The sequence below is a fragment of the Rhizobium sp. 01N447_2 genome, from assembly GCF_056399245.1.
The window spans coordinates 53,325-77,545 of sequence record NZ_JBFTQY010000026.1 but is presented as its reverse complement, the minus strand read 5'-3'; the positions used below and the strand labels follow the sequence as shown (position 1 = coordinate 77,545).

Annotated in this window: 27 protein-coding genes and 1 tRNA gene; 9 read left to right on the top strand and 19 right to left on the bottom strand. The window is 60.8% G+C overall.

The features are described from left to right. Window positions 1–74: 74 nt before the first annotated feature. Window positions 75–1,025, bottom strand: a complete 951-nt coding sequence (locus AC1ECN_RS19315; RefSeq protein WP_197727407.1) for a DMT family transporter — start codon at window positions 1,023–1,025, stop codon at window positions 75–77. A 97-nt stretch (window positions 1,026–1,122) separates the two neighbouring features. Continuing rightward, window positions 1,123–1,207 (bottom strand) — tRNA-Leu (locus AC1ECN_RS19310). A gap of 182 nt (window positions 1,208–1,389) precedes the next feature. Between AC1ECN_RS19310 and lipB the strand changes: the two genes are divergently transcribed. Beyond that, entirely contained in the window at window positions 1,390–2,109 is a 720-nt protein-coding gene (gene lipB, locus AC1ECN_RS19305) for a lipoyl(octanoyl) transferase LipB (protein ID WP_018072200.1), read from the top strand. Window positions 2,110–2,369: 260 nt separating this feature from the next. Beyond that, entirely contained in the window at window positions 2,370–3,014 is a 645-nt protein-coding gene (locus AC1ECN_RS19300) for a methyltransferase family protein (protein WP_018072199.1), read from the top strand. 76 nt (window positions 3,015–3,090) lie between these two features. On the opposite strand, the gene AC1ECN_RS19295 is transcribed toward AC1ECN_RS19300, so the two are convergent. The 3 genes from AC1ECN_RS19295 to AC1ECN_RS19285 form a co-directional block, all read right to left on the bottom strand. Then, window positions 3,091–3,456 carry a hypothetical protein gene (locus AC1ECN_RS19295; RefSeq protein WP_477953835.1) on the bottom strand — a complete coding sequence of 122 codons (366 nt, stop codon included), beginning with the start codon at window positions 3,454–3,456 and terminating at the stop codon, window positions 3,091–3,093. Window positions 3,457–3,777: 321 nt separating this feature from the next. After that, on the bottom strand, window positions 3,778–4,296 hold the full coding sequence (locus AC1ECN_RS19290; protein ID WP_018481978.1) for a BON domain-containing protein: 519 nt from the start codon (window positions 4,294–4,296) through the stop codon (window positions 3,778–3,780). Window positions 4,297–4,380: 84 nt separating this feature from the next. Further along, complete coding sequence (locus AC1ECN_RS19285; RefSeq protein WP_130672633.1) at window positions 4,381–4,875, bottom strand: peptide deformylase; 495 nt, start codon at window positions 4,873–4,875, stop codon at window positions 4,381–4,383. A gap of 242 nt (window positions 4,876–5,117) precedes the next feature. Between AC1ECN_RS19285 and AC1ECN_RS19280 the strand changes: the two genes are divergently transcribed. Further along, entirely contained in the window at window positions 5,118–6,287 is a 1,170-nt protein-coding gene (locus AC1ECN_RS19280; protein ID WP_477953833.1) for a magnesium transporter, read from the top strand. A gap of 63 nt (window positions 6,288–6,350) precedes the next feature. Beyond that, entirely contained in the window at window positions 6,351–6,743 is a 393-nt protein-coding gene (locus tag AC1ECN_RS19275) for a MerR family transcriptional regulator (RefSeq protein ID WP_018072195.1), read from the top strand. A 25-nt stretch (window positions 6,744–6,768) separates the two neighbouring features. Here AC1ECN_RS19275 and AC1ECN_RS19270 read toward each other — a convergent pair whose 3' ends face one another. From AC1ECN_RS19270 to rpiB, 3 genes are all read right to left on the bottom strand, one after another. Continuing rightward, window positions 6,769–7,758 (bottom strand): heparan-alpha-glucosaminide N-acetyltransferase, encoded by a 990-nt coding sequence (locus tag AC1ECN_RS19270; RefSeq protein WP_130672632.1) that lies wholly within the window; start codon window positions 7,756–7,758, stop codon window positions 6,769–6,771. Continuing rightward, entirely contained in the window at window positions 7,758–8,522 is a 765-nt protein-coding gene (locus tag AC1ECN_RS19265) for a DUF599 domain-containing protein (protein WP_018072193.1), read from the bottom strand. Before AC1ECN_RS19265 ends, AC1ECN_RS19270 begins: the two co-directional genes overlap by 1 nt. Window positions 8,523–8,766: 244 nt before the next feature. Beyond that, complete coding sequence (rpiB, locus tag AC1ECN_RS19260; RefSeq protein WP_477953830.1) at window positions 8,767–9,216, bottom strand: ribose 5-phosphate isomerase B; 450 nt, start codon at window positions 9,214–9,216, stop codon at window positions 8,767–8,769. 164 nt (window positions 9,217–9,380) lie between these two features. Here rpiB and AC1ECN_RS19255 point away from each other — a divergent pair, with 164 nt between their 5' ends. Continuing rightward, the gene (locus tag AC1ECN_RS19255) at window positions 9,381–10,580 is read left to right on the top strand and encodes an acyltransferase family protein (protein ID WP_130661647.1); all 1,200 of its coding nucleotides are present in this window, start codon (window positions 9,381–9,383) and stop codon (window positions 10,578–10,580) included. A 1-nt stretch (window position 10,581) separates the two neighbouring features. Here the strand turns inward: AC1ECN_RS19255 and AC1ECN_RS19250 are convergent, their stop codons facing one another. After that, the gene (locus AC1ECN_RS19250; RefSeq protein ID WP_018072190.1) at window positions 10,582–11,019 is read right to left on the bottom strand and encodes a VOC family protein; all 438 of its coding nucleotides are present in this window, start codon (window positions 11,017–11,019) and stop codon (window positions 10,582–10,584) included. A 353-nt stretch (window positions 11,020–11,372) separates the two neighbouring features. Here AC1ECN_RS19250 and AC1ECN_RS19245 point away from each other — a divergent pair, with 353 nt between their 5' ends. Then, the gene (locus tag AC1ECN_RS19245; protein ID WP_075225598.1) at window positions 11,373–12,776 is read left to right on the top strand and encodes an L-serine ammonia-lyase; all 1,404 of its coding nucleotides are present in this window, start codon (window positions 11,373–11,375) and stop codon (window positions 12,774–12,776) included. Between the two features lie 61 nt (window positions 12,777–12,837). After that, complete coding sequence (locus AC1ECN_RS19240) at window positions 12,838–13,275, top strand: DUF1489 family protein (protein WP_003559632.1); 438 nt, start codon at window positions 12,838–12,840, stop codon at window positions 13,273–13,275. An 88-nt stretch (window positions 13,276–13,363) separates the two neighbouring features. On the opposite strand, the gene AC1ECN_RS19235 is transcribed toward AC1ECN_RS19240, so the two are convergent. The 7 genes from AC1ECN_RS19235 to AC1ECN_RS19205 form a co-directional block, all read right to left on the bottom strand. Next, window positions 13,364–13,636: a hypothetical protein gene (locus AC1ECN_RS19235; protein WP_130661646.1), complete on the bottom strand. Its 273-nt coding sequence runs from the start codon at window positions 13,634–13,636 to the stop codon at window positions 13,364–13,366. 113 nt (window positions 13,637–13,749) lie between these two features. After that, complete coding sequence (locus tag AC1ECN_RS19230) at window positions 13,750–15,360, bottom strand: SPOR domain-containing protein (RefSeq protein WP_477953827.1); 1,611 nt, start codon at window positions 15,358–15,360, stop codon at window positions 13,750–13,752. Between the two features lie 134 nt (window positions 15,361–15,494). Then, window positions 15,495–16,280, bottom strand: a complete 786-nt coding sequence (locus AC1ECN_RS19225) for a hypothetical protein (protein WP_130672631.1) — start codon at window positions 16,278–16,280, stop codon at window positions 15,495–15,497. 205 nt (window positions 16,281–16,485) lie between these two features. Continuing rightward, window positions 16,486–17,091, bottom strand: coding sequence for a transglutaminase-like cysteine peptidase (locus AC1ECN_RS19220; protein WP_018072184.1), 606 nt, complete (start codon window positions 17,089–17,091; stop codon window positions 16,486–16,488). 374 nt (window positions 17,092–17,465) lie between these two features. Further along, the gene (gene pip, locus AC1ECN_RS19215; RefSeq protein WP_130661644.1) at window positions 17,466–18,431 is read right to left on the bottom strand and encodes a prolyl aminopeptidase; all 966 of its coding nucleotides are present in this window, start codon (window positions 18,429–18,431) and stop codon (window positions 17,466–17,468) included. Window positions 18,432–18,806: 375 nt separating this feature from the next. Further along, window positions 18,807–19,418, bottom strand: a complete 612-nt coding sequence (locus tag AC1ECN_RS19210) for a PilZ domain-containing protein (RefSeq protein ID WP_018072182.1) — start codon at window positions 19,416–19,418, stop codon at window positions 18,807–18,809. A gap of 124 nt (window positions 19,419–19,542) precedes the next feature. Further along, a complete protein-coding gene (locus AC1ECN_RS19205) occupies window positions 19,543–20,190 on the bottom strand; it encodes a PAS domain-containing protein (protein ID WP_018072181.1) in 648 nt (215 codons plus the stop codon). Between the two features lie 263 nt (window positions 20,191–20,453). On the opposite strand from AC1ECN_RS19205, the gene AC1ECN_RS19200 reads away from it, so the two are divergent. Then, complete coding sequence (locus AC1ECN_RS19200; RefSeq protein ID WP_130661643.1) at window positions 20,454–21,245, top strand: rhomboid family intramembrane serine protease; 792 nt, start codon at window positions 20,454–20,456, stop codon at window positions 21,243–21,245. Between the two features lie 91 nt (window positions 21,246–21,336). Beyond that, window positions 21,337–21,771 carry a CBS domain-containing protein gene (locus AC1ECN_RS19195; protein ID WP_018072179.1) on the top strand — a complete coding sequence of 145 codons (435 nt, stop codon included), beginning with the start codon at window positions 21,337–21,339 and terminating at the stop codon, window positions 21,769–21,771. Between the two features lie 69 nt (window positions 21,772–21,840). Here AC1ECN_RS19195 and AC1ECN_RS19190 read toward each other — a convergent pair whose 3' ends face one another. The 3 genes from AC1ECN_RS19190 to folE form a co-directional block, all read right to left on the bottom strand. Beyond that, window positions 21,841–22,803, bottom strand: a complete 963-nt coding sequence (locus tag AC1ECN_RS19190; protein WP_018481963.1) for a patatin-like phospholipase family protein — start codon at window positions 22,801–22,803, stop codon at window positions 21,841–21,843. 116 nt (window positions 22,804–22,919) lie between these two features. Continuing rightward, window positions 22,920–23,372 (bottom strand): phosphoribosyl-AMP cyclohydrolase, encoded by a 453-nt coding sequence (gene hisI / locus AC1ECN_RS19185; RefSeq protein ID WP_017960562.1) that lies wholly within the window; start codon window positions 23,370–23,372, stop codon window positions 22,920–22,922. A 25-nt stretch (window positions 23,373–23,397) separates the two neighbouring features. Next, window positions 23,398–24,012 carry a GTP cyclohydrolase I FolE gene (folE, locus tag AC1ECN_RS19180; RefSeq protein WP_075225565.1) on the bottom strand — a complete coding sequence of 205 codons (615 nt, stop codon included), beginning with the start codon at window positions 24,010–24,012 and terminating at the stop codon, window positions 23,398–23,400. Window positions 24,013–24,221: the final 209 nt, after the last annotated feature.

Below are 24,221 nucleotides of genomic sequence, written 5' to 3'. Positions count from 1 at the left end.
GAAACCGGCGACAGTTTTAGCGCCTGCGAATTGACGATCCCTCAAGAAGAGGAGTTAACCCGATATTCCCGATGTCAGGAAGATTTTAACGATTGCGCCTGCAGCCGCTCGCGCCAGATGATGAAGAGGCCTGACGCAACGATGATGAAGATGCCGATCCATTTGGAAAAGCTCGGGAAATCGTCGAACAACGCATAACCCAGAACGGTCGCCGAGATGATCTCGAAGTACTGGAACGGCGCAAGCAGCGACAGGGGCGCGAGACGAAAAGCCCGGACCACGAGCATATGCGCATATCCCGAGATCGTGCCGAGGGCGAGAAGCAGGACAAGGCCGAGACCGGAGGAGGGCAGGGAGACAGCAAAATCGGCATTGCCGGAACTGCTACCGACGAGAAGGGCGGCCGCCATAAAGACCGTTCCGCCGATGCCGGCCATCGTCTGCATGGTCAGCGGCGAATCGGCCTCGCCGATGGCGCGGTTGAGGAAGAGATAGAGCGAGAACAGAAAGGCGCAGGCGACCGGCAGCAGCGCCTTCAAGCCGAAAATTTCGTAGCTTGGCTGAATGACGATCATCGCGCCGCCGAAACCGACGACGATCGCTGTCCAGCGCCGCCAGCCGACTTTGTCGCCGAGAAACAGCGCCGACAGGGCGGTCAGCATGAAGGGTTCGACGAAATAGATGGCGAAGACGTCGGCGAGCGGCATGTATTTGACGGCGACGAAGAAAAGCAGGCTCGCAGCACCATGCAGCACACCGCGCAGCAGGTTCATCCATGGCCGTTTGGCCGACAGCGCCTTCGGCCCGAAAAGGGCGAAAAGAATCGGCAGGGTGCAGGCAATCTGGAAGAAGAATCGGTAGAAGGTCACCTGACCCGGCGACATCGCCTCGAAGGTCGCCATATATTTGGCGATCGCATCCATTGTCGGCAGGATGAGCATGGCGCCGGACATGATGGCCATGCCCTGCAGGGAATTTTGGTGGGGCTCTGACATGGCTGCTGATTCTTGCGAGGATGACGCCATCAACCATGAGAAGGCCGGGCAATCAAGCCGAGCAATCGCAAATGGTTTCGAGGTGAAAACGAAATCGTCGCTTAGAGAGCGTTTCCCTGAAGAGAAATGGTGCGGTCGAGAAGACTCGAACTTCCACGGGTTGCCCCACAGCGACCTCAACGCTGCGCGTCTACCAATTCCGCCACGACCGCATCGTGGTAGGTGCCGATTTGCGTCGGCGGGGCAGCATGTAGCAAAAGCATCTGGGGTGCACAAGGGCGATGTGACAGTTTTTTTGAAAACCGGTCACAGCATTTGAATTGGCCTCGAAACGGGTCCATATAGCTGTCCTGCCGCCCCTATTTCACAGGCATTTCGGGGAGAGCGGCAAGGAATGGCCATGCTTCGCACTGATCTCGAATTCTCCATGCTTCCCCAACTCGGCACGCGGCCGGTCCGCTGGCGCATCGCCGATGACCTCGTTCCCTATGAGGAGGCGGTGGAGACGATGGAGCGCGAGGTGGCGGTGATATCGGATGGCGGTGATGAGCTCGTCTGGCTCGTCGAACATCCGCCGCTCTATACTGCCGGCACCAGCGCCAATAAGAGGGACCTCGTCCAGCCGGACCGTTTTCCGGTCTTTGCGACAGGGCGTGGYGGTGAATATACCTATCATGGACCCGGCCAGCGCGTCGCCTATGTCATGCTCGACCTGAAAAGGCGGCGTCAGGACGTGCGCGCCTTCGTTGCCGCCCTTGAAGACGTCGTCATCCGCACGCTCGACATGATGAATGTGCGCGGTGAGCGACGTGAAGATCGCGTCGGCGTCTGGGTGCGCCGGCCGGAAAAGCCATTGCTGGCCGATGGGGCGATGGCCGAGGACAAGATCGCCGCTCTCGGCATAAGGCTGCGGAAATGGGTGACCTTCCACGGACTGTCGCTCAACGTCGATCCCGATCTCGACCATTTCGGCGGCATCGTGCCCTGCGGGATATCAGCCTATGGCGTGACCAGCCTCGTCGATCTTGGCCTGCCGGTGATGATGGCTGATGTCGATATCCGGCTGCGCACCGCCTTCGAGGCGGTTTTCGGCGAAACGACCGGCGAAATCTGACTGATCGCGGCGACCGGGGCAATTTGTATCGGAAAGAAAGGCTGGTTTCGGCTTTTCCCAGGGGAACAATGCTTCGTGGAAGTTTTGGCGGTCGCGCAGCGTTGAGGTCGCTGTCGAGGAAGCCTTGGACGTTCGAGTCTTTCTGCCGTCAGGCTCGGCAATCGCTTCACCGTCAGATCTGAGTCAGTGTTTTAACCGATAATTAGCGGTGGAAAATATATAGGACACCACAGCAGTGTGAATATGGAAGTCCGAGGATAATGAGAAAAAAAGCAGCGGCAAGCTGGTCGTTCCTCGATGTGTATTTCGTTCTCGATATTATCGAGAAGGTTCTCATCGGTTATTTCTTCGTTGGGATTGTCATGCGCGTCCTGCCGCAGATGCAGGACAATCGCGCGATCATCGATTGCCTGCTGATCGTTTCGGAGGGAGCAGCCGCATTCCTCATCCTGACCCGTCGACCGACGAGAAATGCGTCGCTACGCTTCTTCGACTGGACGGTCACAGCCATCGGCACGATCTTCCCGCTGCTTGCCGCGCCCTCCGCGACACAGCCGCTAGCGCCGCTCGCATTCTGCGGGACGGTGATGGCGCTCGGTTTCATCTTGCAGATATCGGCAAAGCTGACATTGCGGCGAAGCTTCGGCCTGGTGCCGGCCAATCGCGGCGTCAAGATCGGCGGGCCTTACAAATTCATCCGCCATCCGATGTATGCGGGGTATCTGATGGCACACATCGGCTTCTTCCTGGCCCATCCGAGCCTTTGGAATTTCGCCATCTATGCGACGGCTCTGGCCGCACAATGTTTCCGCCTCTTGGCGGAGGAGCGTCTGCTCAGGCAGGATCCTGCTTACGAGGCCTTCATGGCCACGACCCGTTACCGGCTCGTTCCATTGGTATTCTAAGACGACAGAGATGGATGAAAAAGAGAAGGGCCGGTTTCCGGCCCTTTCTTTTATCGGATCCCCTTCTTTTATCGGATCAATGCGTCGCGCGGCATGCTTCGGTGCGAGAGGCACCGCTGTCGGCACCCTTGGTGTGGGAGCCCTTCGGGCCGATCATGCTGTGGCATGKGGGCAGCGGCGTGATGCTGGCTGTTGCGGTCTTATCGACGCCAGGGGCTGCCATGGCGCTCGGCGCGAAGCCATCGCTGTCATTGGTATAGTCGCCGGAATAGGCCGAGGCCTTGCGGCTGCTGTAGTGGACCGGGGCCGGCTTCGACGTCGGGCTCGGCGCGAAGCCGTCGCTGTCGTTGGTGTAGTCATCGGAATAGGTCGGCTGGGCGAAGGCAGCGCCTGCAATGCTGACGGCGAACAGGGAAGCGGCGAGGGCAAATTTGATGCGCATGGGTCTATCTCCTCAATCTGCTGTTGAATTCCACAACATAAACTAACCCTCGGCAAACACGAGTTCGCGCCCCAATTCAGGCAATTTTGTGATAATATGCCGATGCGGCCGCGACCTTTTGTCCAAATGAAATCACAGTGTTGTCAACGAAATTGACGTTTGCGTTACAGAAGCCGCCTAACAAAAATAGGCGATTGATGTCTCGAATAAGACAGCTGGTGCTGCAATCATAAATTGTTAACTTTTGGTAATGTTGGGAAGGGTCACTAACGGGAGGCGGCAGCCCGTCTCCCGTTGGTGATCTGCGCCTTGTGCGTGAAGTCAGTCCTCGTTCGGGATATGCGCATCGACACCGGTCAGCTGCAGTTTGTTGCGGACGTGACGGACGCCATCGACCGAAAGCGCGCCGAGTTCGACCTTGCGAGCGATGCCGATCGTCTCCACCGACCCTTCCAGGGTGACGACGTGACCGTCTGCATGAACCTCGATGCTGTCGATATCGACCTCGGGGATGTTTTCGAGATTGTCGTTCACCCGCGCTTCCAGCTCGTCGCTTTCATCGCGGTCGATCGTATCGGCGCGCAGCGAATCCTTCAGGCGGTTCTCGTTGCCGTCCTCATCCGTGCCATCTATCCGGAAGCCCTTGTTGGGATCGCTGTCAAAATTGGCCGCAGTCTCGCCGTAGGGGCGATTATCCGGGCCGCCGGTGCCGGCGCCGCTGCCATCGGCATAGGGCCAGCCGTCATCGAGGTTGCGTTCTTCGAGGTCGCGATAATCCTCTTCACGGGAAAGCTCAGGCTTTTCCCGAGAAATCGGGGTCTTGTCACCGATCCTTGCCATTGCGGTCGCTCCTTGTTTCTTTTGCTGGAAACGCCGGCAGCGGCGAATGGTTCGGTGCGGACGGCGATTTGTCAGCCGTGATTGTCAGCCCTGGGCCTTCTCCCATTTCTTCACGAGACGGTCGCGCTTCAGCCGCGAGAGGCGCTGCAGCCAGAAAATGCCATCGAGCTGGTCGACTTCGTGCTGGATGCAGATGGCAAGGAAATCTTCGGCACCGTCCTCGTGCACGGCGCCCTCGGCATCCTGATAGCGGAAGCGGATTGCTCGCGGGCGCGTCACCTCGTCGGTCACGCCGGGCATAGAGACGCTGCCTTCGGAATGGCTCATCGTCTCCTTCGAAAACCAGGTGATATGAGGATTGACGTAGAGACGCACGCCGTCGGCCTGGTCGAGTTCCAGCACCGTGACACGGTCGAAGACACCGATATGGGCGGCGGTGATGCCGACGCCGGGGGCTGCGCGCATCGTCGCCAGCAGATCGTCGGCAAAGGCTGTGAGCGAGGAATCGAAGGCCGTCACCGGCGCGCAGACAGTCTTCAGGCCCGGATGTGGATAGCGCAGAATCGGACGGATGGGCATGGGGCAGGCTTCCTCTGCTTGGACGGGTGAGGAAACTATCGCCGGCCGCAGGCATTGTCATCACGAAGCACGGTTTGCCGCTTTACGACACGGGTGCTTTGGGCTAGCAGGGGCCAAGAATTCCGGCTGCGGGAGCCTCGCGCGGGATTTGCTTATCCGCTTGTTGATAATGTGTTTTCGGCCAACATTTGCGAATGCGGCGCGGCAGTCGTTGAAATTCGAACCAGATGCGAGGGCGGCAGATGACGACGACCGATGGGGAAGACCGCATTCGCAGGCGTCCTGATGACGAGGAAGCCGATATCTACGACGAGGACGGCAATGTCCGCGGCGATTTTCTGGCGCTTGTCGGCGCCGCAATCGCCGACCGCGACACGCTGTTCCTGCGCCAGAACGTTGCCCGCCTGCATGAATCCGAAATAGGCGACCTGCTGGAGGCGATCCAGCCGGATCAGCGCCTGGCGCTGGTGCGCCTGCTCGGCGACGATTTCGACATGACGGCGCTGACCGAAGTCGACGAGGCGATCCGCCGCGAGATCGTCGACCAGATGCCGAACGACCAGATCGCCGCCGCGATCGGCGAGCTCGATTCGGACGACGCCGTCTACATTCTCGAAGACCTTGACAAGGAGGATCGAGAAGAGATCCTCGCCCAGCTGCCGTTCACCGAGCGGGTGCGGCTGCGCCGGGCGCTCGACTATCCCGAAAGCTCGGCCGGGCGCCGCATGCAGACGGAATTCGTCGCCGTGCCGCCATTCTGGACTGTGGGACAGACGATCGACTACATGCGCGACGAGGAGGATCTGCCCTATTCCTTCTCGCAGATCTTCGTCATCGATCCGACCTTCAAGCTGCTCGGCGCCGTCGATCTCGACCAGATTCTCCGCACCAAGCGGCAGACGAAGATCGAGCACTTCCTGTGGCTTTTGATCAACCTCGGCACGGCGATGCTGTCGGCCAGCGTCATCGGGCTGTTTGACGGCTCGATCGAGAAGATGATCGCGCTTGCGGTGCTGATGCCGATCGTCGCCTCGATGGGCGGCAATGCCGGCACGCAGACGATGACGGTGACGGTGCGCGCGCTCGCGACCCGCGATCTCGACATCTACAATGCCGGCCGCATCATCCGCAGGGAGGCGGGCGTCGGCATCCTGAACGGCATCGTCTTCGCGACGATCATGGGCGCGATCGCCGGGACCTGGTTCCACGACTACCAGCTCGGCGGGGTGATTGCGGCGGCGATGGTCATCAACCTGATGGCAGCCGCTCTTGCCGGCATCCTTCTGCCGCTGCTGCTCGACAAGATGGGCGCCGACCCGGCGATCGCCTCGTCGGTCTTCGTCACGACAGTGACGGACTGTACCGGCTTCTTCGCCTTTCTCGGCATCGCCACCTGGTGGTTCGGCATCTGAACCGCCAAAAATTGACTATTACGTAAAAGTCAATATTATCGTCTGTCCGACGACGGGGAACACATGCCGGTGAACAAATACTATAGCATAACGGAACTGACGCGCGAATTCGGGGTCTCGACGCGCACGCTCCGCTTCTACGAGGACGAGGGACTGATCCATCCAGAGCGGCGCGGGCGCACCCGTCTGTTCCGGCAAGCCGACCGGCGCCTCATCGGGGAAATCCTCCGCGGCCGGCGCATCGGTTTCACCATCGCCGAAATCCGCGAGATCATCCAGGTCTACAAGGAGCCGCCGGGCGAACTCGGCCAGCTGAAGCTCCTGATGAAGCGCGTCGACGAGAAGCGCGACGACCTGCGCCAGAAGCGCAAGGATATCGACGACACGCTGGCGGAACTCGACTCTATCGAAGAGACCTGCCTCGGCCGCCTCGCCGAAATCGGCGTCACCACCTGAAAAACGGCTACGGGGTTGCCAACCTCTATTGTGCCTCGGCGCTGCATTCGGCGGCGATCGTCTGGACCCGCTCGTCGTTCCGAATATCGATCTCTCCCGCCTGCAGCGGCGTGAACAGCGCTTGGGCCTGCAATTTGTCCAGCGTGCACTGGCAGAAGCCGCGGCAAAGCGCTTCGCCTTGCTGCATGACGCAAGAGGCGTTGCATTGCCTTAGGTAAGTCGCGAGCGGATCCGGCGCCTGCGGCGGGACGACGAGGGAAATCCCATAGGCGATGGCGATCAACACCGGCTGGTGGATGAGATAGAAGGCAAGGCTGTGGCGGCCGAGCCTTGCCGGCCACCAGGAACCGGTGCCAAGGGCGGCAAGCCGCTGCGGCAGCCTGGTTCTGATGGCGATCGAGGCGATACTCAATCCAGCGAAGAAGGGCACTGCCCAGGGAAACAGCGGGACGTAGTCATTAGAGCGTTCCTGCGTCACGGCAAGGCCGATCCAGGCGAGATATCTGGGATCGAACAAGGATGAGCGAAGCAGGCCGGGTGGCCCGAAATTATCGGTCATCCAGGCGGCAAAGAGCGCGAGCGTGGCGATGAGGGTGAAGGCGAGCGGCAGCCTCAAAAAAACGACGCCGATGAGCGTGAGCACCGCGATACAATGCAGGATGCCGAAATAGATCCACTCGTTCGGCATCGCGATGCGCGTGGCGATCGAGATGAGCGCGGCTGCCGCGGCGATCATGCCGAAGCGCTTCCAGAAGGAGGGCCAGCGAATCTCGGGCGTGCTCGAGAGCACCAGGCTGATGCCGACGATGACGAGAAAGGTCGTGGCGATTGCCCGGGCATAGATCTTCAGCCAGCCGGTTTCGGCCGTGCCCGGCGCGAGATAGCCCATGAACTCCATGTCCCAGCTGAAATGGTAGCTCGCCATGGCGATCAGCGCGACGCCGCGCGCCGTATCCAATAGGCCGATGCGCGGCGGTTTTGCCGCCGCATCGGTTTCCCTTGCCGGCAATATCATCAAAGTCCCTCGGGCAAATCACGTCCGTCGCTCGACGGCATATCGCGGCGAATAACAGAAAGGTGGAGATTTGATGGCGGGCCAGCATCCATGATTGCCAGTCGCGCCTGCGAGAAAAATTGCCGGCGTGTCAGCACGAAGATGACGATCGCCGTCGTCAGCATGAAGACATAAGGGTTGATGAACCAGCCGAGATAGCCGATCGACAGGAAGATCGCCCTGAGGCCCTCGTTGAAATTGCTGCCGGCAATGACGTTCATGCGGATGACGCGTTCGGCCGCCCGCTCGGCGGCGATGACGTCGCGCTCGGTGTCGCGCATCATCGGGATCGAGCCGAAGAGAATGGTGCAGTAGTTGAACAGCCGGTAGGACCAGCCGAATTTGAAGAAGGCGTAGCCGAAAAGCGCTGCCAGCCCGCCCACCTTCATCTCGAAGACGGCATGGCCCCCATGGAAGACGAAGGGCAGGTCGGCGAAGACGGCGTCGACCTTCTCCGTCGCGCCGAGCAAAGCAAAGCAGCTGCCGATCGCGAAGATCGAGGTCGAGGCAAAGAAGGCGGTGCCGTTCTGCAGGCCGGCCATGATCTGCGTGTCGATCATCTTCAGGTCGCGGCGCAGCGAATTGTAAATCCATTCCCGGCGCCGTTCGGTCATCGCATGGGTCAGGCTGGTGCGTCCGAAGAAGGTGCGGCCGTGCAGCAGCCAGGAATAGCCCATCCAGACAAAGGCAAAGAAGGCCAGAGCGATATAATCCGCCGTCGTCATCAGTGATTCAGTCTCCGCATGAACGCGGCCATTATGCCGCAAGTCGGATTATGCCGCATGGCCGAGTTCGGCGGCTTTACGTGAGCTTTCGGCCATGCGGCAGTTCGGCATAATCGAGCCGTCTGGAAACAACAAGGCTTGGCGGATAGCCGACCGGCATCTTCTGGAACTAACGACAGCAATACGGTCTTCCGTCAGCTTGYGGATTCGGGGCGGCAACCCAAAGAAGGAGAAAAGGACGGCGCTATCCCTCCAGCGCCTCAATCATCCCCACCCGTGTCGCATGCCGGCCGCCCTCGAAACGAGCGGTCAGGAATGCATCCACGATATCGAGCGCCAGCCCTTCGCCCACCACGCRCACGCCAATCGAAAGCATGTTGGCATCGTTGTGCTGGCGGATCATGCGGGCCGAGAATGTGTCTGCGCAGACGCCGCAACGGATTCCCTTTACCTTGTTCGCCGCCATCATGATGCCCTGGCCGGTGCCGCATAGGATGATGCCAAACCGGCAATCGCCGGAGGCGACGAGACGCGCCGCCGCTTCGCCGTGCTGAGGATAATGTGTGCTCTCCGGCGTTGTCGGTCCGATGTCGACCACTATCCAGCCTTGCGCCGTGATATGACCGGCAATAGCCTGTCGGAGCTGAATGGCGGCGTGGTCGCTGGAGAGGGCGATGCGGTTGGTGGCTGTCATGGAGAAGTGGTCCCGTTTTCCAAAGCAATTTGCCGTCCTGACGATGCACGCTAGCGCCACACCAGTCTAGAGGTGCACGAGCAGGGCGCTGCGTTAACCGCTTGTAAAGTCGTGATGGCCAATTGTTCAGGGCTGAACCTGAACTCCGAATTCAAAAGTGACCCATGAGTCGGCCGGATTACATCCCGAGTCTCGATGGCCTGCGCGGTGTCGCTGCGCTTCTGGTCGTTGGAGCCCATATTGGCCTTATCTTTCCAATCACAGCTCCGCATCTCGTGACGATGGGCGACGAAGCTGTCGGTTTGTTTTTTGCTCTCAGCGGCTTCCTGATGGCTCATCTCTACGGCTCACGGCCGGTCACGAGAGAAAACGTGCTGGATTTTCTTGTGAGCCGCTTTGCCCGCATCTATCCGGTTTATCTGGCGGCCGTCGTTCTCGTGGCGATGCTGTCGAGCTTGCAAAATCTGGATTTTGTTCAGCCGATCGTTAGCGGCACGGATTTTGTGCGTCATATCTTTCTTCTCGGCTCGAGTGGTGTTTTCTGGTCGATACCACCCGAGATCCAATTCTATCTGCTCTTTCCCGTCCTGTGGCTTTGCTTGGCTCAGCCGCACCGCCATAGCGGCATGATCGTGGGCCTCGCCGTGGTCGTCGTCGTGGATGGCCTGGTTGAATTGCCTGGCCCGGGAATTCTGCTCGCCTCCAAGCTCCCGTACTTTCTTTTCGGGGCACTGGCCGGAATGATGCATTCCCACTGGAACAGCTGGATTCCATCTGCCCTCACAGGCATTTCAACGCTTTTCCTTCTGGCGGTGTTTTTCACTTACCGGCATATCTTGCCCGGTTTTTCCCCGGAATTTTGGAGCCTGCAAAGTGCGGTGGCCGCGGCCGTCATTGTCGGCCTCGTCGCTCGACAGCCTCCCATCGCAGCCCATGTCCTGGCAGCTGCACCAGTACGGTTTTTCGGAAAGATCAGCTTTTCACTTTATCTTTTCCATGTCCCCATCATGTTCCTGGCGCGTCTGACTTTTGATGCCTTGATGCCCGAACCGGCGCTCATCATGGTGGCGCTTTTCGTTGCGGCAGTCGGGGCATGGTTCATCCACGAGACGATCGAGGTTCCAGGCCGGCGGCTGCTGGTTCAGCTTTGGCAGGATAATCGCTCGCGTCTGGTTTGGCGCGAAACTCCGGTCGGCCACATGGACCGCGCGATCCTCGACCTGCAAGAGGTCGAAAAGCGCCTGCTGAGCGGCGCAACGTCAGCCATGGCCGATCAACGACAAATCTCGACGACGGCTGAATCCTGGGATGGAGCCGACGGCGCGGTCATTCAAGATAATCGCGACGAGAAGCTTCGCGCATAGCTCAGCTAAGTTCTTGGGCTAGTCCGATGAGAAGCCCTCCAGGCCCGCGGATGTAGCAGAGCCGATAGATGTCTTGATAGTCCACGACTTCGCCGACGAGCTGCGCGCCGCGCTTGCTGAGCCTTTCAAGCGTCTCTTTGATATCATCAACGGTGAACATGACGCGGAGGTAGCCGAGCGCGTTGACCGGCGCGTTGCGGTGATCTGCGACGACAGGCGGCGTGAGGAAGCGGGAGAGCTCGAGCCGGCTGTGGCCATCCGGTGTGCGCATCATGGCAATCTCGACATGCTGATTGCCCAGTCCAGTGACACGCCCCGCCCATTCTCCTTCGATCGCAGCCCGCCCTTCGAGCTCGAGGCCGAGCTCGCGAAAGAAATCAATCGTCTCTTCGAGGTCATTGACCACGATTCCTACGTTGTCCATCCGTTTGAGCGGCATGTGTCCAATCTCCCAATCTACAAGGTGTCGTCTAGCATCGACGTCAGCAGGACATTGGAAGTCGGAGCAGACTGTCAAGATAAGGCAACCAGTTCTTCCTCCGCCTAGCCTTCATTGAATGCAGCAATKATTGGTAAGGCGGGCCGCTTGGTTTAGCGCACGACCCCGAAAATCGGATTCGATTTTCGGAAAGGATTATGCGCAAGCTCAAAGTGCTAGAGTGTCCTATTGGACGGGTGGCGCTCCAGTGTGCAGTCCGAATGTCGCACCGGCTCCATGCGATGTCGGTGCGCCGCACGGATTCGAAACCGGCCTCGCTTAAGCTTGCATCCTCATCTTCAGAAGGCGCCCCCATGTTTCTCTCGGTATTCGATGTCTTCAAGATTGGTGTCGGGCCGTCGAGCTCGCACACGATGGGTCCGATGTCGGCGGCCAACCGGTTTCTCGAGCTGATCCTGTCGAACGAATGGCCGCGCCCGTCATCGGGCGCACAGGTCACGGCCATCAAGGTCAGCCTGCACGGTTCGCTCGCCCATACCGGTATCGGCCACGGCACGGGCAGGGCTGTCATTCTCGGGCTGATGGGCGAGGCGCCCGACAGCGTCGATCCCGACAGGATGGACGGCATCGTCGACACAGTGGAGCGCACCGGCCGCATCACGCCGGATGGGCATCCCGCCTATCAGTTCCAGCCGAAAACCGACTTGGTCTTCGACAAGAAACAGCCATTGCCCGGCCATGCAAACGGCATGGTCTTTTCCGCCTATGACAGGGACGGCCGGCTGCTCGTCAAGCGCATCTACTATTCGGTCGGCGGCGGCTTCGTCGTCACCGACACCGAGCTGGAGCAGATGCGGGCGAAGAAGAACGCGGCTGGCGGCACGCGCGTACCCTATCCCTTCTCCACCGCCAAGCAGATGCTCGAGATGGCGGAGCGCTCCGGGCTGTCGATTGCGCAGATGAAGCGGGCGAACGAAGAAAGCCAGCGCAGCCCCGAGGAGCTCGATCAGGGGCTCGACCGCATCTGGGAGGCGATGCGTTCCTGCATCGAGCGCGGCCTCAAGGTCGATGGCATCATGCCCGGCGGCCTCAACGTCAAGCGGCGCGCGCGCAGGATTCACGACAAGCTGGAAGAGGAATGGCGCAGCAACCGCATCAACCCGTTGCTCGCCAACGACTGGCTGAGCGTCTATGCGATGGCCGTCAATGAAGAGAACGCGGCCGGCGGGCGGGTCGTCACGGCGCCGACCAACGGCGCGGCCGGCGTCATTCCGGCAACGATCCGCTACTACGAGCATTTCCACGAGGACTGGGACCAGAACGGCATCCGCGACTATCTGCTGACGGCCGCTGCCATCGGCGGGATCATCAAGCACAATGCCTCGATCTCGGGCGCTGAAGTTGGCTGTCAGGGCGAGGTCGGCTCGGCGGCGGCGATGGCTGCCGCAGGCCTTGCCGCCGTCATGGGCGGCACGCCGGAGCAGATCGAGAACGCCGCCGAAATCGCGCTCGAACACCATCTCGGCATGACCTGCGATCCGATCGCAGGCCTCGTGCAGGTTCCCTGCATCGAGCGCAACGCGCTCGGCGCCGTCAAGGCCGTCACGGCGGCCTCGCTTGCCATCAAGGGCGACGGCCAGCATTTCGTGCCGCTCGACGCCTGTATCGAGACGATGCGCCAGACCGGCCACGACATGAGCGAGAAATACAAGGAGACCTCGACCGGAGGTCTTGCGGTTAACGTCGTTGAATGCTGAGTTTGTGGACGCTTGAAGCTTGGTGCTTGACGCTCGCTGCCAAAAGGATTTCAACGGCAGCATGGCATTGCATCTCATCAAACTCTGCGTCGGCGCCGACTCGATAGACGATCTGCGCGAATGGGTGGCGGAACGCTCGCTGCGCGCCATCGCCGCCGGCCTCGAGCCGCATTCGGTGCATACGACGCGCATGGCGCCGAAACGCATGGAGGAGCTGCTTGACGGCGGTTCGCTCTACTGGGTGATCAAGGGGCAGGTGCAGGCGAGGCAGAAGCTGCTCGACATCGAGACCTTCACGGACGGCGAGGGGATTTCACGCTGCCGCCTGATGCTCGGCCCGGAGGTCATCGAGACGGCCGTGCAGCCGAAACGTCCCTTCCAGGGCTGGCGTTATTACACTGAGGACGACGTGCCGCGCGACCTGACAAGCCTTGGCGCCGGCATTGCCGAAATGCCCGCGGACCTTCGCCGCGAACTCACGGACCTTGGCCTGCTCTAATCCCCGAAATCGGAGTCGATTTCCGGAGGGGATCATGCGCGGATAGAAGGTGACAGCGTGCCCTTTCGGGCACGCGGCGCTCTGTAGTTCAGCGCAGGCGCAACTGTACCGGCGCGCTGCCGTCCGGCGAGGTCACATGCAAATGGATGCGGGCTTCGGGCTGAGAGTAACGCCAGGCACGGGCGCCATGGCACAGCAGCAGATTGATGAGATCCCGGGTCTTCGGAGACTTGGCCTTCGGCCGTTGCAGGCCGATCTCGGCAAGGCGCATAGCCGCCTCGTGCAGCGGATGCAGAGATGAGCGCCCTTTGGCCACGCGGCGGTCGGCTGGCACTCCTGGAAAATTCTCATTGATCGCCATTGTTTTCCCCGTACGCAATACTGATCGAGTTCAAGAACGGTGGCCGGAAACGCAAACACCGATTCCGGCCGTCACCAATGCCGCCGGCCATCTTGCAGGCAGCATCGAATAGCTCATTGGGCAGCCGCCCAGCACTTGATGCCGGCCTTCTTCAAGGCCTTGCAGGCGTTGACGGCATCGCGTTGATCGTCGAAGCCGCCAAAGCGGGCGCGGTAAAGCTGGTCACCACCAGCGGCGTAGGCGACCGCGAAAGGCTTCGCCGAGGCCAGCGCTCTACCGCCCTTGCTCTTGGCGCTCTCCAGGAGATCCATGGCCATCTGCCGGTTCGGCGAGACGCCGACCTGCACGACCCAGCCGCTGGGACCATTGCTGGTTGAAGCGGCGCCAGTCGAAGTGGGAGAAGTCGGAGTGGTCGAGGCGGTGGTGACCTCATCGACCGAGGTATCGCCCTGTTCCGGCGGCATATAGGCGGGTGCCGGCGTCGGCACGGCAACCGATGCCTGCTGCTTGAAGGTCATGGTCTTGACTTTGATCGGCGCCGGCATCGGCTGGGCTACCAGCGGATTGTCGGATTTCGACTGAGCGGTCTCGGCATAGGCGACCTCGGTCTCGGCGACCTGATAACGCGCATCCGGCAGCGGGCCTTTGTGCGGCAGGCTGAGATCGGCGGCGGCGGCCGAAACCGGCGGCTGCGCTGCGGTGATGGTCTTTGCGACCTGCTGTTGGGCCATTTGCGGCTGAGCTTTCTGCTGGACCTTCTGCGGCTGGACCGGAGCGGGTGTCTCGATCATCGCCGGGGCAGGGGCTGCCTGGGCAATCAGCGCCGACGATCCACCCCGGCTCGATGCCTTCGGCAGATAGGTGGCGATCAGATTGCGCATCTGGGCATCGCGGGCGGGCGTCGAGGCGCCGCCGAGCACGACGCCGACGATCGACTTGCCGTCGACCTGCACCGAGCTCACCAGATTGAAACCGGCAGCGCGGGTGTAACCAGTCTTGATGCCGTCGACGCCGCGCACCGAACCGACCAGGCGGTTATGGCTGCGGATCGTGCGGCTGCCGAACTTGAAGGCGCGGGTGGAGAAATAGCCGTAATATTGCGGGAAATGCTGGCGAAGGGCGATGCCGAGGCGAGCCTGGTCGCGCGCCGTCGTCATCTGCGCCGTATTCGGCAGGCCGTTGGCGTTGCGATAGGTGGTGCGCGTCATGCCAAGCGCATGCGCCTTGGCGGTCATCAGCTGGGCGAAACGATCCTCGCTGCCGCCGCCCAGCATTTCGCCGAGCGCGGTTGCGGCATCATTGGCCGACAGGGTGACGAGACCGAGAATGCCCTGCTCGACGGTGATCGTGCCGCCGGCGCGGACGCCGAGCTTGGTCGGCGCCTGGGCTGCCGCATGAGCGGAGAAGGGGACCGGCGTATCGAGGCGGATGCGGCCCTGCTCCAATGCCTCGAAGGTCATGTAGATGGTCATCATCTTGGTCAGGGAGGCGGGGTATTGCAACCGGTCGGCATTCTCGCTGTAGAGAACGTTGCCGGTCTTGGCGTCGACGACGATGCCTGCATATTTCGAATTCGCCGCTTCTGCGTCGGCATTCACCGAATCGACCAGGACGATCGTGACGGCCACCGAAAGGATAGCCAGCAGCTTTGCCAGAAAGTTGCCGGATCGGGACGATGATACGGAGGAGACTGACCTTGACACTATTCCACTCTTCTCTTGCATTTCAGATATTTGGCATTTCAGATTTTGGCAGGAACCGCACACCTCCCGCCGCACAGCTCGTCTTCTAAAATTACCGGTTGGGCGTTACCAATCCGTTTATGATGAATCGTTTATTTCGCTGTCCGGGGAGCATTTTAGGGACTTGTCGCAGAACGGTTCACGAGACGCGTTTCCACAAAGGTGCGGATAGCGGCATCAATATGTTCCCAGTCGTCGAGATGGCTGCTCGAAAAGCGGTAGAGAACACTGAGATCCCTGCCGACCTTGATATCGCGCTGACAATCTCCGCTCGCCGCCTTGTCCGGGGCTGAAGGCAAAATGCAGCGCACGACGTAATCCGGCCCGCCCTCGACGGGCGCCGTCAGCAGTACCTCGTCGCCGTAACCCGCATCGGCGCGAAGACGATGCAGCGTCAGCCCGTTGCGGAAGGGCTCGGCGGGTCCTTCGAGCAGATGCGAATAGATCGGTTCCAGCCGCCCGGACATGTCGCGCGACATGGTGCTCTGAGTAACCTGCAGGAAGATCAGCCCGGAGGATTGGGCGACATCGTCAAATCGAAGGTGGTTTTCCTTGCCGTAACCCTGCATCTCAGGCCAGGCGAGGTAGAGATCGACGCGTTCGGCGGCACCTTCATGCCTTTGACTCGGAAAGCGGATGGCGTTCTCGGGGAATTTCACGGTGTCGCGGCCGATGGCCAGCATGATTTCAACCGTGCTGTCGGTGTTGCCGGCAAGCGAGATGTGCCGGCCGAACCAACGGCCGCCGATGCTGATGGCAACTGTCAGGACCGCCAGGACAGCGATCGCCACCATCGTGCGGAGGAGAAACCCCATGGAAAAAAGCGGCTGCTCGTCGGGTGCGCTGTGCGCGGCACGGCTCATGGCGGTTCTTCGCGTTTCGGTCCGCCGCAGGAAGAACATGAGCCGCCGGTGCCGATGATGAATCTCATCGTCATGATCGAGCCGGCAGGGTTAACAATTCGCTAAGATGCTGGTGAGGTAAGGCTTTAAAAGAGGGCGAGCCGTTCCCGGGACAGCGGGAACGGCTCCTGGGCACCGGTCGGGGACGGGATGCGGGGACTGACCGGGCCGCAGGCTGCAGCCGGCATTGGCCGGCAGGCTGTTCTTACTTGACGCTACCGACCGCGACAGCGCGGCCGTCCTGAAGCTTCGACCAGCGGGCCGGATCGTCGGCGGACTGGCGCTTCAGATAGGTGTATTCGGTATCCGACCACAGCAGCACCTTGTTGCGCATGTTGTCGAGGATGAAGTCGCCGTGATCGGTGCGAACCGTCAGTACGGCATGGCCTTCGCCATTCGGCTGCAGCACGACGGTGATCAGCGTGTCGGACGGCGAGAAGCCGTCGTCGATCAGCATCTTGCGCTTCAGGAGGGCGTAATCCTCGCAATCGCCGACGGTGCGCGGATAGGCCCAGCGCTCCTCGACACCGTAGATCTGCTCGTCCGTCATCGGCTGGATCGTCGAGTTGACGGTGTAGTTGACCTTGAGAATTTCCTTCCAGCGGTCCTCGGTGAGGATGGCCGGTCCGGCATCGCCGCCGACTTCGACACATTCCGTCGGATTCGCCTTACAGAATTCGTAATGTCCGATCGGCGGGCTGGCATTGCCTGCCAGGGCCATGCTGGCGGGCATCGCCTGTCCCGAACCCGTCATTGCCATCATGATTGCACCAGCCAGAAGGCCGCCTTTCAGGATATTCGCAGTTGTCATTGCCGTCTCCCCGTAAGTTGAGGTGACAATGGCACAGACGTTTTTATCTCACGGAAAATTACGCAATAGAATTAAAGGCTTAGTTGATTCAAATGCCGATAAAACTTGGCTAAAAACAAACTTGAATGCGACTAAAATTCGATGCGGATTTGTCTCGAATTCGATTAAAATTGTAATCCACGCAACAAGGCTTTCGCCCGTGAAAAGGTTGCGTTGCCGTCCTCATGTTAAGGATTTTCGTTGAGCCGGATAAATTCCGGCGACCGGCCGGTGACGTGCGGTCGACCGTCGACGCCGCCGGAATCGACCGATTCGGCCGGCTCAAAAGCGGAATATCGCTCGGATCGCCGATCCTGGCGGAGAAATTATTTTTGCTAGATATCGCGAAATCGATCGGTGGCGGCGACGATCGCCGCGCTCATATTGGGATTTGCGGTGGAATGGGCAGCATGCGGAAGGATGCTGAGCTCGCTTTGTGGCCAGGCGCGGGCGAGTTCCCAGGCAGTGACAAGGGGCGCCTCGATGTCGAACCTTCCCTGCAGCAGGATGCCGGGAATGCCTGTGAGCCGCGTGGCATTCTTCAAAAGCTGGGCGTCCTCCAGCCAGGCGCCATTGCTGAAGTAGTGGGCGATGATGCGGGCGCGCGTCAGCAAATAGGCGGGGTCGGCCCAGCGGCGCGGCAGGCCTTGGGGATCGGCGAGCAGAATCGAGGCCGCCTCCCAATCATGCCAGTCGCGCGCCGCCTTGAGGCGCGTCTCCGGGTCCGGATCGTTGAGGAGACGATGATAGGCAGCAACCATGTCCTCATCTCGTCCCTGCGTGCCTGGGGGAATCGCCTGGCGGAAACGGTGCCATTCTTCCGGAAAAAGCGGCGCCATGCCGCGATAGAGCCAGTCGATTTCCGAGCGCCGGGTGGTGGTCACGCCTGACAGGACGATCGCCGCGACCCGCTCCGGATGGGTTTCGGCATAGGCCAGCGCCAGCGTCGAACCCCAGGAATTGCCGAAAAGGAGCCAGGTGTCGATGCCGAGACAGGCCCGCAGCCGCTCGATGTCGGCAACGAGATGCCAGGTGGTGTTGAGGGAGAGATCGGTTTCGGGATCCGCAGCAGTCGGCAGGCTGCGGCCGCAATTGCGCTGATCGAACAGAATGATTCGATAGGCATCGGGATCGAAATAGCGCCGCGCCGTGGTCGAACAGCCGGAGCCAGGGCCGCCATGCAGCACCAGCGCCGGGCGGCCCACCGGATTGCCGCAGACCTCCCAGTAGATCAGGTTGCCGTCGCCCGTATCGAGCAGACCATGATCATAGGGTTCGATTTCGGGATAGAGAGCTGACATGGGCGCACCTGCGGTCGAAGTGGACCTTATCCATCATATCGCTGACCAAGGGAGGACGGGCAAGCACGAGGCATTCCCGAACGCAAAATCACCGCACATTTTGCGCAACGTCATTGGGTGCCGATCGGTGTCGCAGCTTGTTCCACTCATAATACTATCTACCGACTGGGTGGAACGACTTGCGACAGGATTTCGCGCCTGCTTTCCAAAGCCAGATTCGTTGCCGCTTGCAAATCTCTTGCCGTGACGTGCAGGCTTTTCAACACGACCTGACCGGGTGTGCACCGGATCTGGCAATCGCGTTCGGTGGAAGTCCGTCGAGAACTGAGCCCCGCCGCGGAATCCCCGGCAAGGCAGCGCCATTTTCCTCAGCTTTTAAAGGAATTCGCGTAGCGTCTCGCGGGACTGGATCGACAGGAATTCGATTGCCACGCCTTCGACGAAGTGGCGCACGACGCGACCGCGCATGTTGCCGAGGCGCACCGCCGTTCCGATCGAAGGGCGCATCTCGACGTCGACGGCAGCGCCGGACAGCGAAAGGTCCATGATGCGGCAGGAATAACGCGTGCCGTCCTCGAGCGTCAGCTCGGTCTTCGTGTCGCGTGGCGTCAGACGGTCGTGGCGGCGATCTTCCGGCAGGCCGAGTTCGTGCTTGTTGGCAAGCCAGGTGAGCTGGGCTGCGAGCTTCTCGCGTTTCCGGTCGGTAGCGTTGATCGACATAGTGAAGCCACGGCCATCGATCGTCTGGACATAACCTTCGACGCGGCCGAGATGGTCGATATAGGCGACGACGCGTTCGTTGGCGCGCGGCCGGCCGGGGCAGGTGACGTACATGTCGCCAGGCGACATGTCGATCACCATGCATTCGAATTCCTCGTAGTTCGCAAGCATCAGCCGGCCCTGCATGTTGATGGGCACGCGCTGAAAAACGCCCTGTTCAGGGCGCGGCGCAGGTCGTTGCGTCTGAGCTGGCTGGAACGAGTGCATCAAAGGGCTTCTTCATGAAAATCGCAGAGACCGATCTTTACCCGCAATCCATTAACAGAAGGTTGTTTCGCCCCGTCCCGACATAGCGGAAAACGAGTATATCAGATGTCCTAAAATGGGACCCTCAGCGCGCCTCCACGCTCAGCAGCTGCGACACCATGCGGCGCATGACCTGGCCGAAATGGATGCTTTTGCCAGCGACGATCCTGTTGATGGGGCGCCGCAGTTCGGACGGTGCTGCCTTGTCGAATTTTCCGGGCAGCAGACGGCTGCGGTCGAGCGCCAGGAATTCGAGCGGTACGATCTCCAGCCAGCTCGCGGTCGCTGCCGGCGCGATCGCGCCGAGCAGCCGGTCGCAGGCGCCGTCCGGCGAACGCAGCGGCATCATGATAATCTCGAAGGAGGCCTGATGACCGACGGTGCTGTAGCCGGTGGCGTTGAACAGGGCCGGCATGGCATGGTCCATGACGCCCATCGCCGTGCGTTCGATGTCCGTGTGCTGACCATTTGCCCAGAGAGACGAAAAACGTTCGCTGCGCAGATCACGCCCGAAGAGATCGCAGATGCGGGTGCCGGCGAGCCGGAAACCGATGTCTCCGCCGTCGCGCCTCTCAAGAATGAACAGATTCTGGAGCAGGTGGGGGACGGCGGAGGGTTCGACCTGTGATTTCAGCGGCGCATCGGCAGCGCCGCGGATACGGTTCCAGTAGTCAAAAATTTCGATGGTCGTTTGCACACGCATTTCACACCAACCTGTCCCATTCCGGAGCATTTTCGGGCAGTCATTGCCCGTACAGACTCTACCTTGCGGATTTCATGCCAAATCACGGCGGTTAAGGTTAAGAGATGGTTTCGGTTGAGATGCGGTGCCTGTCGTGACACTGTCCCGCATCGCTTCGACTTTCGAAGTTCAGCACAACCTGCCCGGGCCCAAGGTCTTTCCTGGAGCTCCCGGTCCGCCGCCCGGCACTTCGGGCGGCTTTTTTTTTGACAGGCGCTCCTGTATGGCTGTGGCCTCAACGAGGCGAAACACAGATGAATGAGCAGACGGCCGAGCCGCATAAGGCGCCCGAACCTCCCGAGGTCCAGCCGCCGGCACGGCTACCGCGCGAACCGGTCTTCAACCTTCCACCGGCACTGCTCTTCAGTCTTTGCCTGCTGGCCGTGATTTATGCGGTGCAGGAACTCGTGCTGTCCGACGATGCGCTGAACTGGTTGTTCTTCACCTTCGGCTTCGTTCCCGCCCGTTATGTGATTCCGCTGTCGCAGCAGGGACCGGAGCTGTTCTGGGCGCCGGTCACCTATTCGCTGCTGCACGGCAGCGTCCAGCATATCCTCTTCAACGCCTTCTGGCTGATGGCCTTCGGCGCGCCGGTCGTGCGCCGCATCGGGACGCTACGCTTCGCGCTCTTCTGGATTTTTTCCGCCATTGCATCAGCCGCCCTGCACGCCGTCCTGAACTGGGGGGACGTGTCGCTGCTGATCGGGGCATCGGGCGTCATCTCCGGGCTGATGGGCGCCGCCTGCCGATTCGCCTTTCCGGCCGAGCGGCGGCCGATGGCGCCGGCGCATCTCAATGCCCGGCTTTCTATCGTCGAGGCGCTGAAGAGCCGCACCGTCATCATCTTCATGCTGCTCTGGCTGGTCGGCAATGCATTAATTGCAGTCGGCATCCCGCTCGTCGGCGATAGCGACCAGCCGATTGCCTGGGACGCACATATCGGCGGCTTCGTCTTCGGCTTCTTGCTGTTTTCGCTGTTCGATCGGGCGCCGCGCCCGCCTGTGATGGAACCTGCCGGAACGGAGAAGGATGTGTTGCAATCCTGAGCCGGGCAGTGCACGATCTACCTATCCGCGATGGGGGGAGAAACCGCCGCGGATGCCTGTGACAAGTGTTTCACGGACATAGGAGGTTCGAATGACCAGTTCAGTCAAAGCAATCCTCGACCTGAAGGGCAGGGACGTCGTCACCGCCGGGCCGAACACCACCGTCGCCGAGGCGGCCGCCATTCTCAGCAAGAAGAAGATCGGCGCCATCGTCGTCGTCGGCATGGAGAATCGGATTTCGGGGATGTTCACCGAGCGCGACCTCGTGCATGCGATCGCCAAACACGGCAAGGACGGCTTGGACCAGGCGCTGGCCCAGGTCATGACCGCGAAGGTCTACCGCTGCCATGAGGAGACGACCGTCAACGAGCTGATGGAGCTGATGACCAGCCGCCGTTTCCGTCACGTGCCGGTGGAAAGCAACGGCAAGCTTGCCGGCATCATTTCGATCGGCGACGTGGTGAAATCGCGCATCGCCGAAGTCGAGCGTGAGGCCGAGGAAATCAAGGCCTATATCGCCGGCTGAGGTTTTCGCCGGCCATGCTCGACCGATGTCGTTGTCGCAAAACCGCTGCAGGCTTTGGGTCGCCATGCATCAGGGGTGGCTGGCGTAGACTTCCTGCATGCGCTTGATCTCGGGGAGCCGGGCTCTGGCTTCTTCGTAGCCGCGTTCGATCGCCTCGCCAGCCCGGTGGAATTCCGAAAGGCCGATATAGCTGAGACGCGGCTGCAGCGAAATATCAGGCGGGTCGCCGGCAAGGCGGGCGCGGGCAATCCTGTCCTGGATGATGTTGAAGGCCTGCACCATGACGCCGGTCATGCCGAGGCGCGCATAGGGCGCTTCTTCCTGTTTATGCACTTCCTGGGCCGACAGGCTGGCATTGTGCCGGACGACGGCCGAGCGGCCGTAGAGATCGTAATTGAGATTGACGGCGACGACGAGCGGCTGCTCGTAGGCGCGGCAGACCGAGACGGGGACGGGATTGACCAGCGCCCCGTCGACCAGCGTGCGGTGATTGCTGCGCACTGGCTCGAAAATGCCGGGCAGGGCATAGGAGGCGCGCAGCGCCGTAATCAGCGAACCATTGGCGATCCAGACCTCATGGCCGGTATTGACTTCGGCCGCGACCGCGACGAACGGCCGATCGAGATCTTCGACGTTCAGGCCTTCGAGATGTTCCTGCATGCGCTTGGTCAGCCGCATGCCGCCGAACAGGCCACTGCCGCCGATGGTGAGATCGAGGAGACTTGCGATGCGGCGCATCGTCAGCGAGCGCGCGAAGCTTTCGAGTTCATCGAGTTTGCCGGCGAGATAACAGCCGCCGACCAGCGCGCCGATCGAGGTGCCGGCAATCATGCCGATCTCGACCTTTGCCTCGTCGAGTGCGCGCAGCACACCGATATGGGCCCAGCCGCGTGCAGCGCCGCCGCCGAGCGCGAGCGCGATCTTGATTTTCTTTTGAGGCGCCGGAGGCGGGAGCATATCGAGCGTGGTCGACATGCCGGAACCAGAACCCTCGCCTTCAGAGCTTTGACGATGCAGACTCCAGCTCAACATGGCGCTCTCCCCTCCCAGCAGAACACTTGATTTCCGATAGTGTGCCCGATCAGTTTCCAAATGGTATATAGAAGCGGTTTCTGGCGCAATAAGGAGCAAATGCCGGAAAATTGGGGCTATTTTCCGTAGACATCCTGCGGATCGAAATGAAGCTCGTCGTCAACTATATCAAGCATCGGTTTTCCGTCTCGAAGCGTGATCGTCCGGTAGAAGCAGGAGCGGCGGCCGGTGTGACAGGTGGCGTCGTGACCGGCGACCTCGACCTTCAGCCAGATGGCGTCCTGATCGCAATCGGTGCGGATTTCCTTCACCGTCTGGAGATTGCCCGAGGTCTCGCCCTTCTTCCAGAGCTTGCCGCGCGAACGGCTGAAATAGTGGGCCGTGCCGGTCTGGATGGTCAGCGCCAGTGCCTGGGCATTCATGTGCGCCACCATCAGCAACTCGCCGTCGCCGGCGTCTGTGACGATCGCGGTGATCAGGCCGCGGTCGTCGAAATGCGGCGTGAAATCGCCGGCGTCTTCCAACGCCGACTTGTCCTCGGATGGTTGATTGAAGATCAGTTGACTCATCGCGGCCCTCCTGAGGGAGCCGGTATCAGCGGCTCCGCACCATGGTCATGAAACGGGCCTGATCGGCCGGCTCGGTCTTGAACGTTCCCGTAAAAGTGGTCGTCAACGTGGTCGAGCCCTGCTTCTGAACACCGCGCATCGCCATGCACATATGTTCGGCCTCGATCAATACGGCGACACCGCGCGGATGCAGCGTATCGTCGATTGCCCGGGCGATCTGCGCGGTCATCGTTTCCTGCGTCTGCAGGCGGCGGCCATAGATCTCGACGACACGGGCAATCTTCGACAGGCCGAGCACACGCCCGTCCGGCATGTAGGCAACGTGGGCCTTTCCGATGATCGGCACCATGTGGTGTTCGCAATGCGAGTAGAACGGAATATCCTTGACGAGGACCATGTCGTCGTAACCGGCGACCTCCTCGAAGGTGCGGCCGAGCACGTCTTCCGCCGCCATGTCGTAACCGGCAAAAAGCTCGCGGTACGATTTGACGACGCGGGCAGGCGTTTCGAGCAGACCTTCACGCGTCGGGTCGTCACCGGCCCAGCGCAGCAGAACGCGAATGGCTTCCTCCGCCTCCTGCTGGGAGGGGCGATCCGAATCTCGGTTCGTCTGCGGAAAGTTCTTTACGATGGCGTCCATGAACAATGGTCTCCTGGTCCGCACCGCGGACCCATCTGTCGGAATCGCCACTGGTCAATCCCATGCGGGAATTCATGCACCTTTGGCAGGCTCCGGGGCTTTCAGGGCAAGTTCAGCCCGTCCGGCACGGTTTCCCAATCAAACTTACACGAGGCCATTGCATTTTAATGGCCTTCGAACGACATACATATAGGAAGACGGCCATCGTA

Excerpts from the sequence above, each read along its gene's own strand:
- AC1ECN_RS19315 (WP_197727407.1), bottom strand. The coding sequence starts at position 1,025 with ATGGCGTCATCCTCGCAAGAATCAGCAGCCATGTCAGAGCCCCACCAA.
- AC1ECN_RS19300 (WP_018072199.1), top strand. The coding sequence starts at position 2,370 with ATGAGAAAAAAAGCAGCGGCAAGCTGGTCGTTCCTCGATGTGTATTTC.
- AC1ECN_RS19290 (WP_018481978.1), bottom strand. The coding sequence starts at position 4,296 with ATGGCAAGGATCGGTGACAAGACCCCGATTTCTCGGGAAAAGCCTGAG.
- AC1ECN_RS19285 (WP_130672633.1), bottom strand. The coding sequence starts at position 4,875 with ATGCCCATCCGTCCGATTCTGCGCTATCCACATCCGGGCCTGAAGACT.
- AC1ECN_RS19280 (WP_477953833.1), top strand. The coding sequence starts at position 5,118 with ATGACGACGACCGATGGGGAAGACCGCATTCGCAGGCGTCCTGATGAC.
- AC1ECN_RS19275 (WP_018072195.1), top strand. The coding sequence starts at position 6,351 with ATGCCGGTGAACAAATACTATAGCATAACGGAACTGACGCGCGAATTC.
- AC1ECN_RS19270 (WP_130672632.1), bottom strand. The coding sequence starts at position 7,758 with ATGATATTGCCGGCAAGGGAAACCGATGCGGCGGCAAAACCGCCGCGC.
- AC1ECN_RS19265 (WP_018072193.1), bottom strand. The coding sequence starts at position 8,522 with ATGACGACGGCGGATTATATCGCTCTGGCCTTCTTTGCCTTTGTCTGG.
- AC1ECN_RS19255 (WP_130661647.1), top strand. The coding sequence starts at position 9,381 with ATGAGTCGGCCGGATTACATCCCGAGTCTCGATGGCCTGCGCGGTGTC.
- AC1ECN_RS19250 (WP_018072190.1), bottom strand. The coding sequence starts at position 11,019 with ATGCCGCTCAAACGGATGGACAACGTAGGAATCGTGGTCAATGACCTC.
- AC1ECN_RS19245 (WP_075225598.1), top strand. The coding sequence starts at position 11,373 with ATGTTTCTCTCGGTATTCGATGTCTTCAAGATTGGTGTCGGGCCGTCG.
- AC1ECN_RS19240 (WP_003559632.1), top strand. The coding sequence starts at position 12,838 with ATGGCATTGCATCTCATCAAACTCTGCGTCGGCGCCGACTCGATAGAC.
- AC1ECN_RS19235 (WP_130661646.1), bottom strand. The coding sequence starts at position 13,636 with ATGGCGATCAATGAGAATTTTCCAGGAGTGCCAGCCGACCGCCGCGTG.
- AC1ECN_RS19230 (WP_477953827.1), bottom strand. The coding sequence starts at position 15,360 with ATGCAAGAGAAGAGTGGAATAGTGTCAAGGTCAGTCTCCTCCGTATCA.
- AC1ECN_RS19225 (WP_130672631.1), bottom strand. The coding sequence starts at position 16,280 with ATGTTCTTCCTGCGGCGGACCGAAACGCGAAGAACCGCCATGAGCCGT.
- AC1ECN_RS19220 (WP_018072184.1), bottom strand. The coding sequence starts at position 17,091 with ATGACAACTGCGAATATCCTGAAAGGCGGCCTTCTGGCTGGTGCAATC.
- pip (WP_130661644.1), bottom strand. The coding sequence starts at position 18,431 with ATGTCAGCTCTCTATCCCGAAATCGAACCCTATGATCATGGTCTGCTC.
- AC1ECN_RS19210 (WP_018072182.1), bottom strand. The coding sequence starts at position 19,418 with ATGCACTCGTTCCAGCCAGCTCAGACGCAACGACCTGCGCCGCGCCCT.
- AC1ECN_RS19205 (WP_018072181.1), bottom strand. The coding sequence starts at position 20,190 with ATGCTCCGGAATGGGACAGGTTGGTGTGAAATGCGTGTGCAAACGACC.
- AC1ECN_RS19200 (WP_130661643.1), top strand. The coding sequence starts at position 20,454 with ATGAATGAGCAGACGGCCGAGCCGCATAAGGCGCCCGAACCTCCCGAG.
- AC1ECN_RS19195 (WP_018072179.1), top strand. The coding sequence starts at position 21,337 with ATGACCAGTTCAGTCAAAGCAATCCTCGACCTGAAGGGCAGGGACGTC.
- AC1ECN_RS19190 (WP_018481963.1), bottom strand. The coding sequence starts at position 22,803 with ATGTTGAGCTGGAGTCTGCATCGTCAAAGCTCTGAAGGCGAGGGTTCT.
- hisI (WP_017960562.1), bottom strand. The coding sequence starts at position 23,372 with ATGAGTCAACTGATCTTCAATCAACCATCCGAGGACAAGTCGGCGTTG.
- folE (WP_075225565.1), bottom strand. The coding sequence starts at position 24,012 with ATGGACGCCATCGTAAAGAACTTTCCGCAGACGAACCGAGATTCGGAT.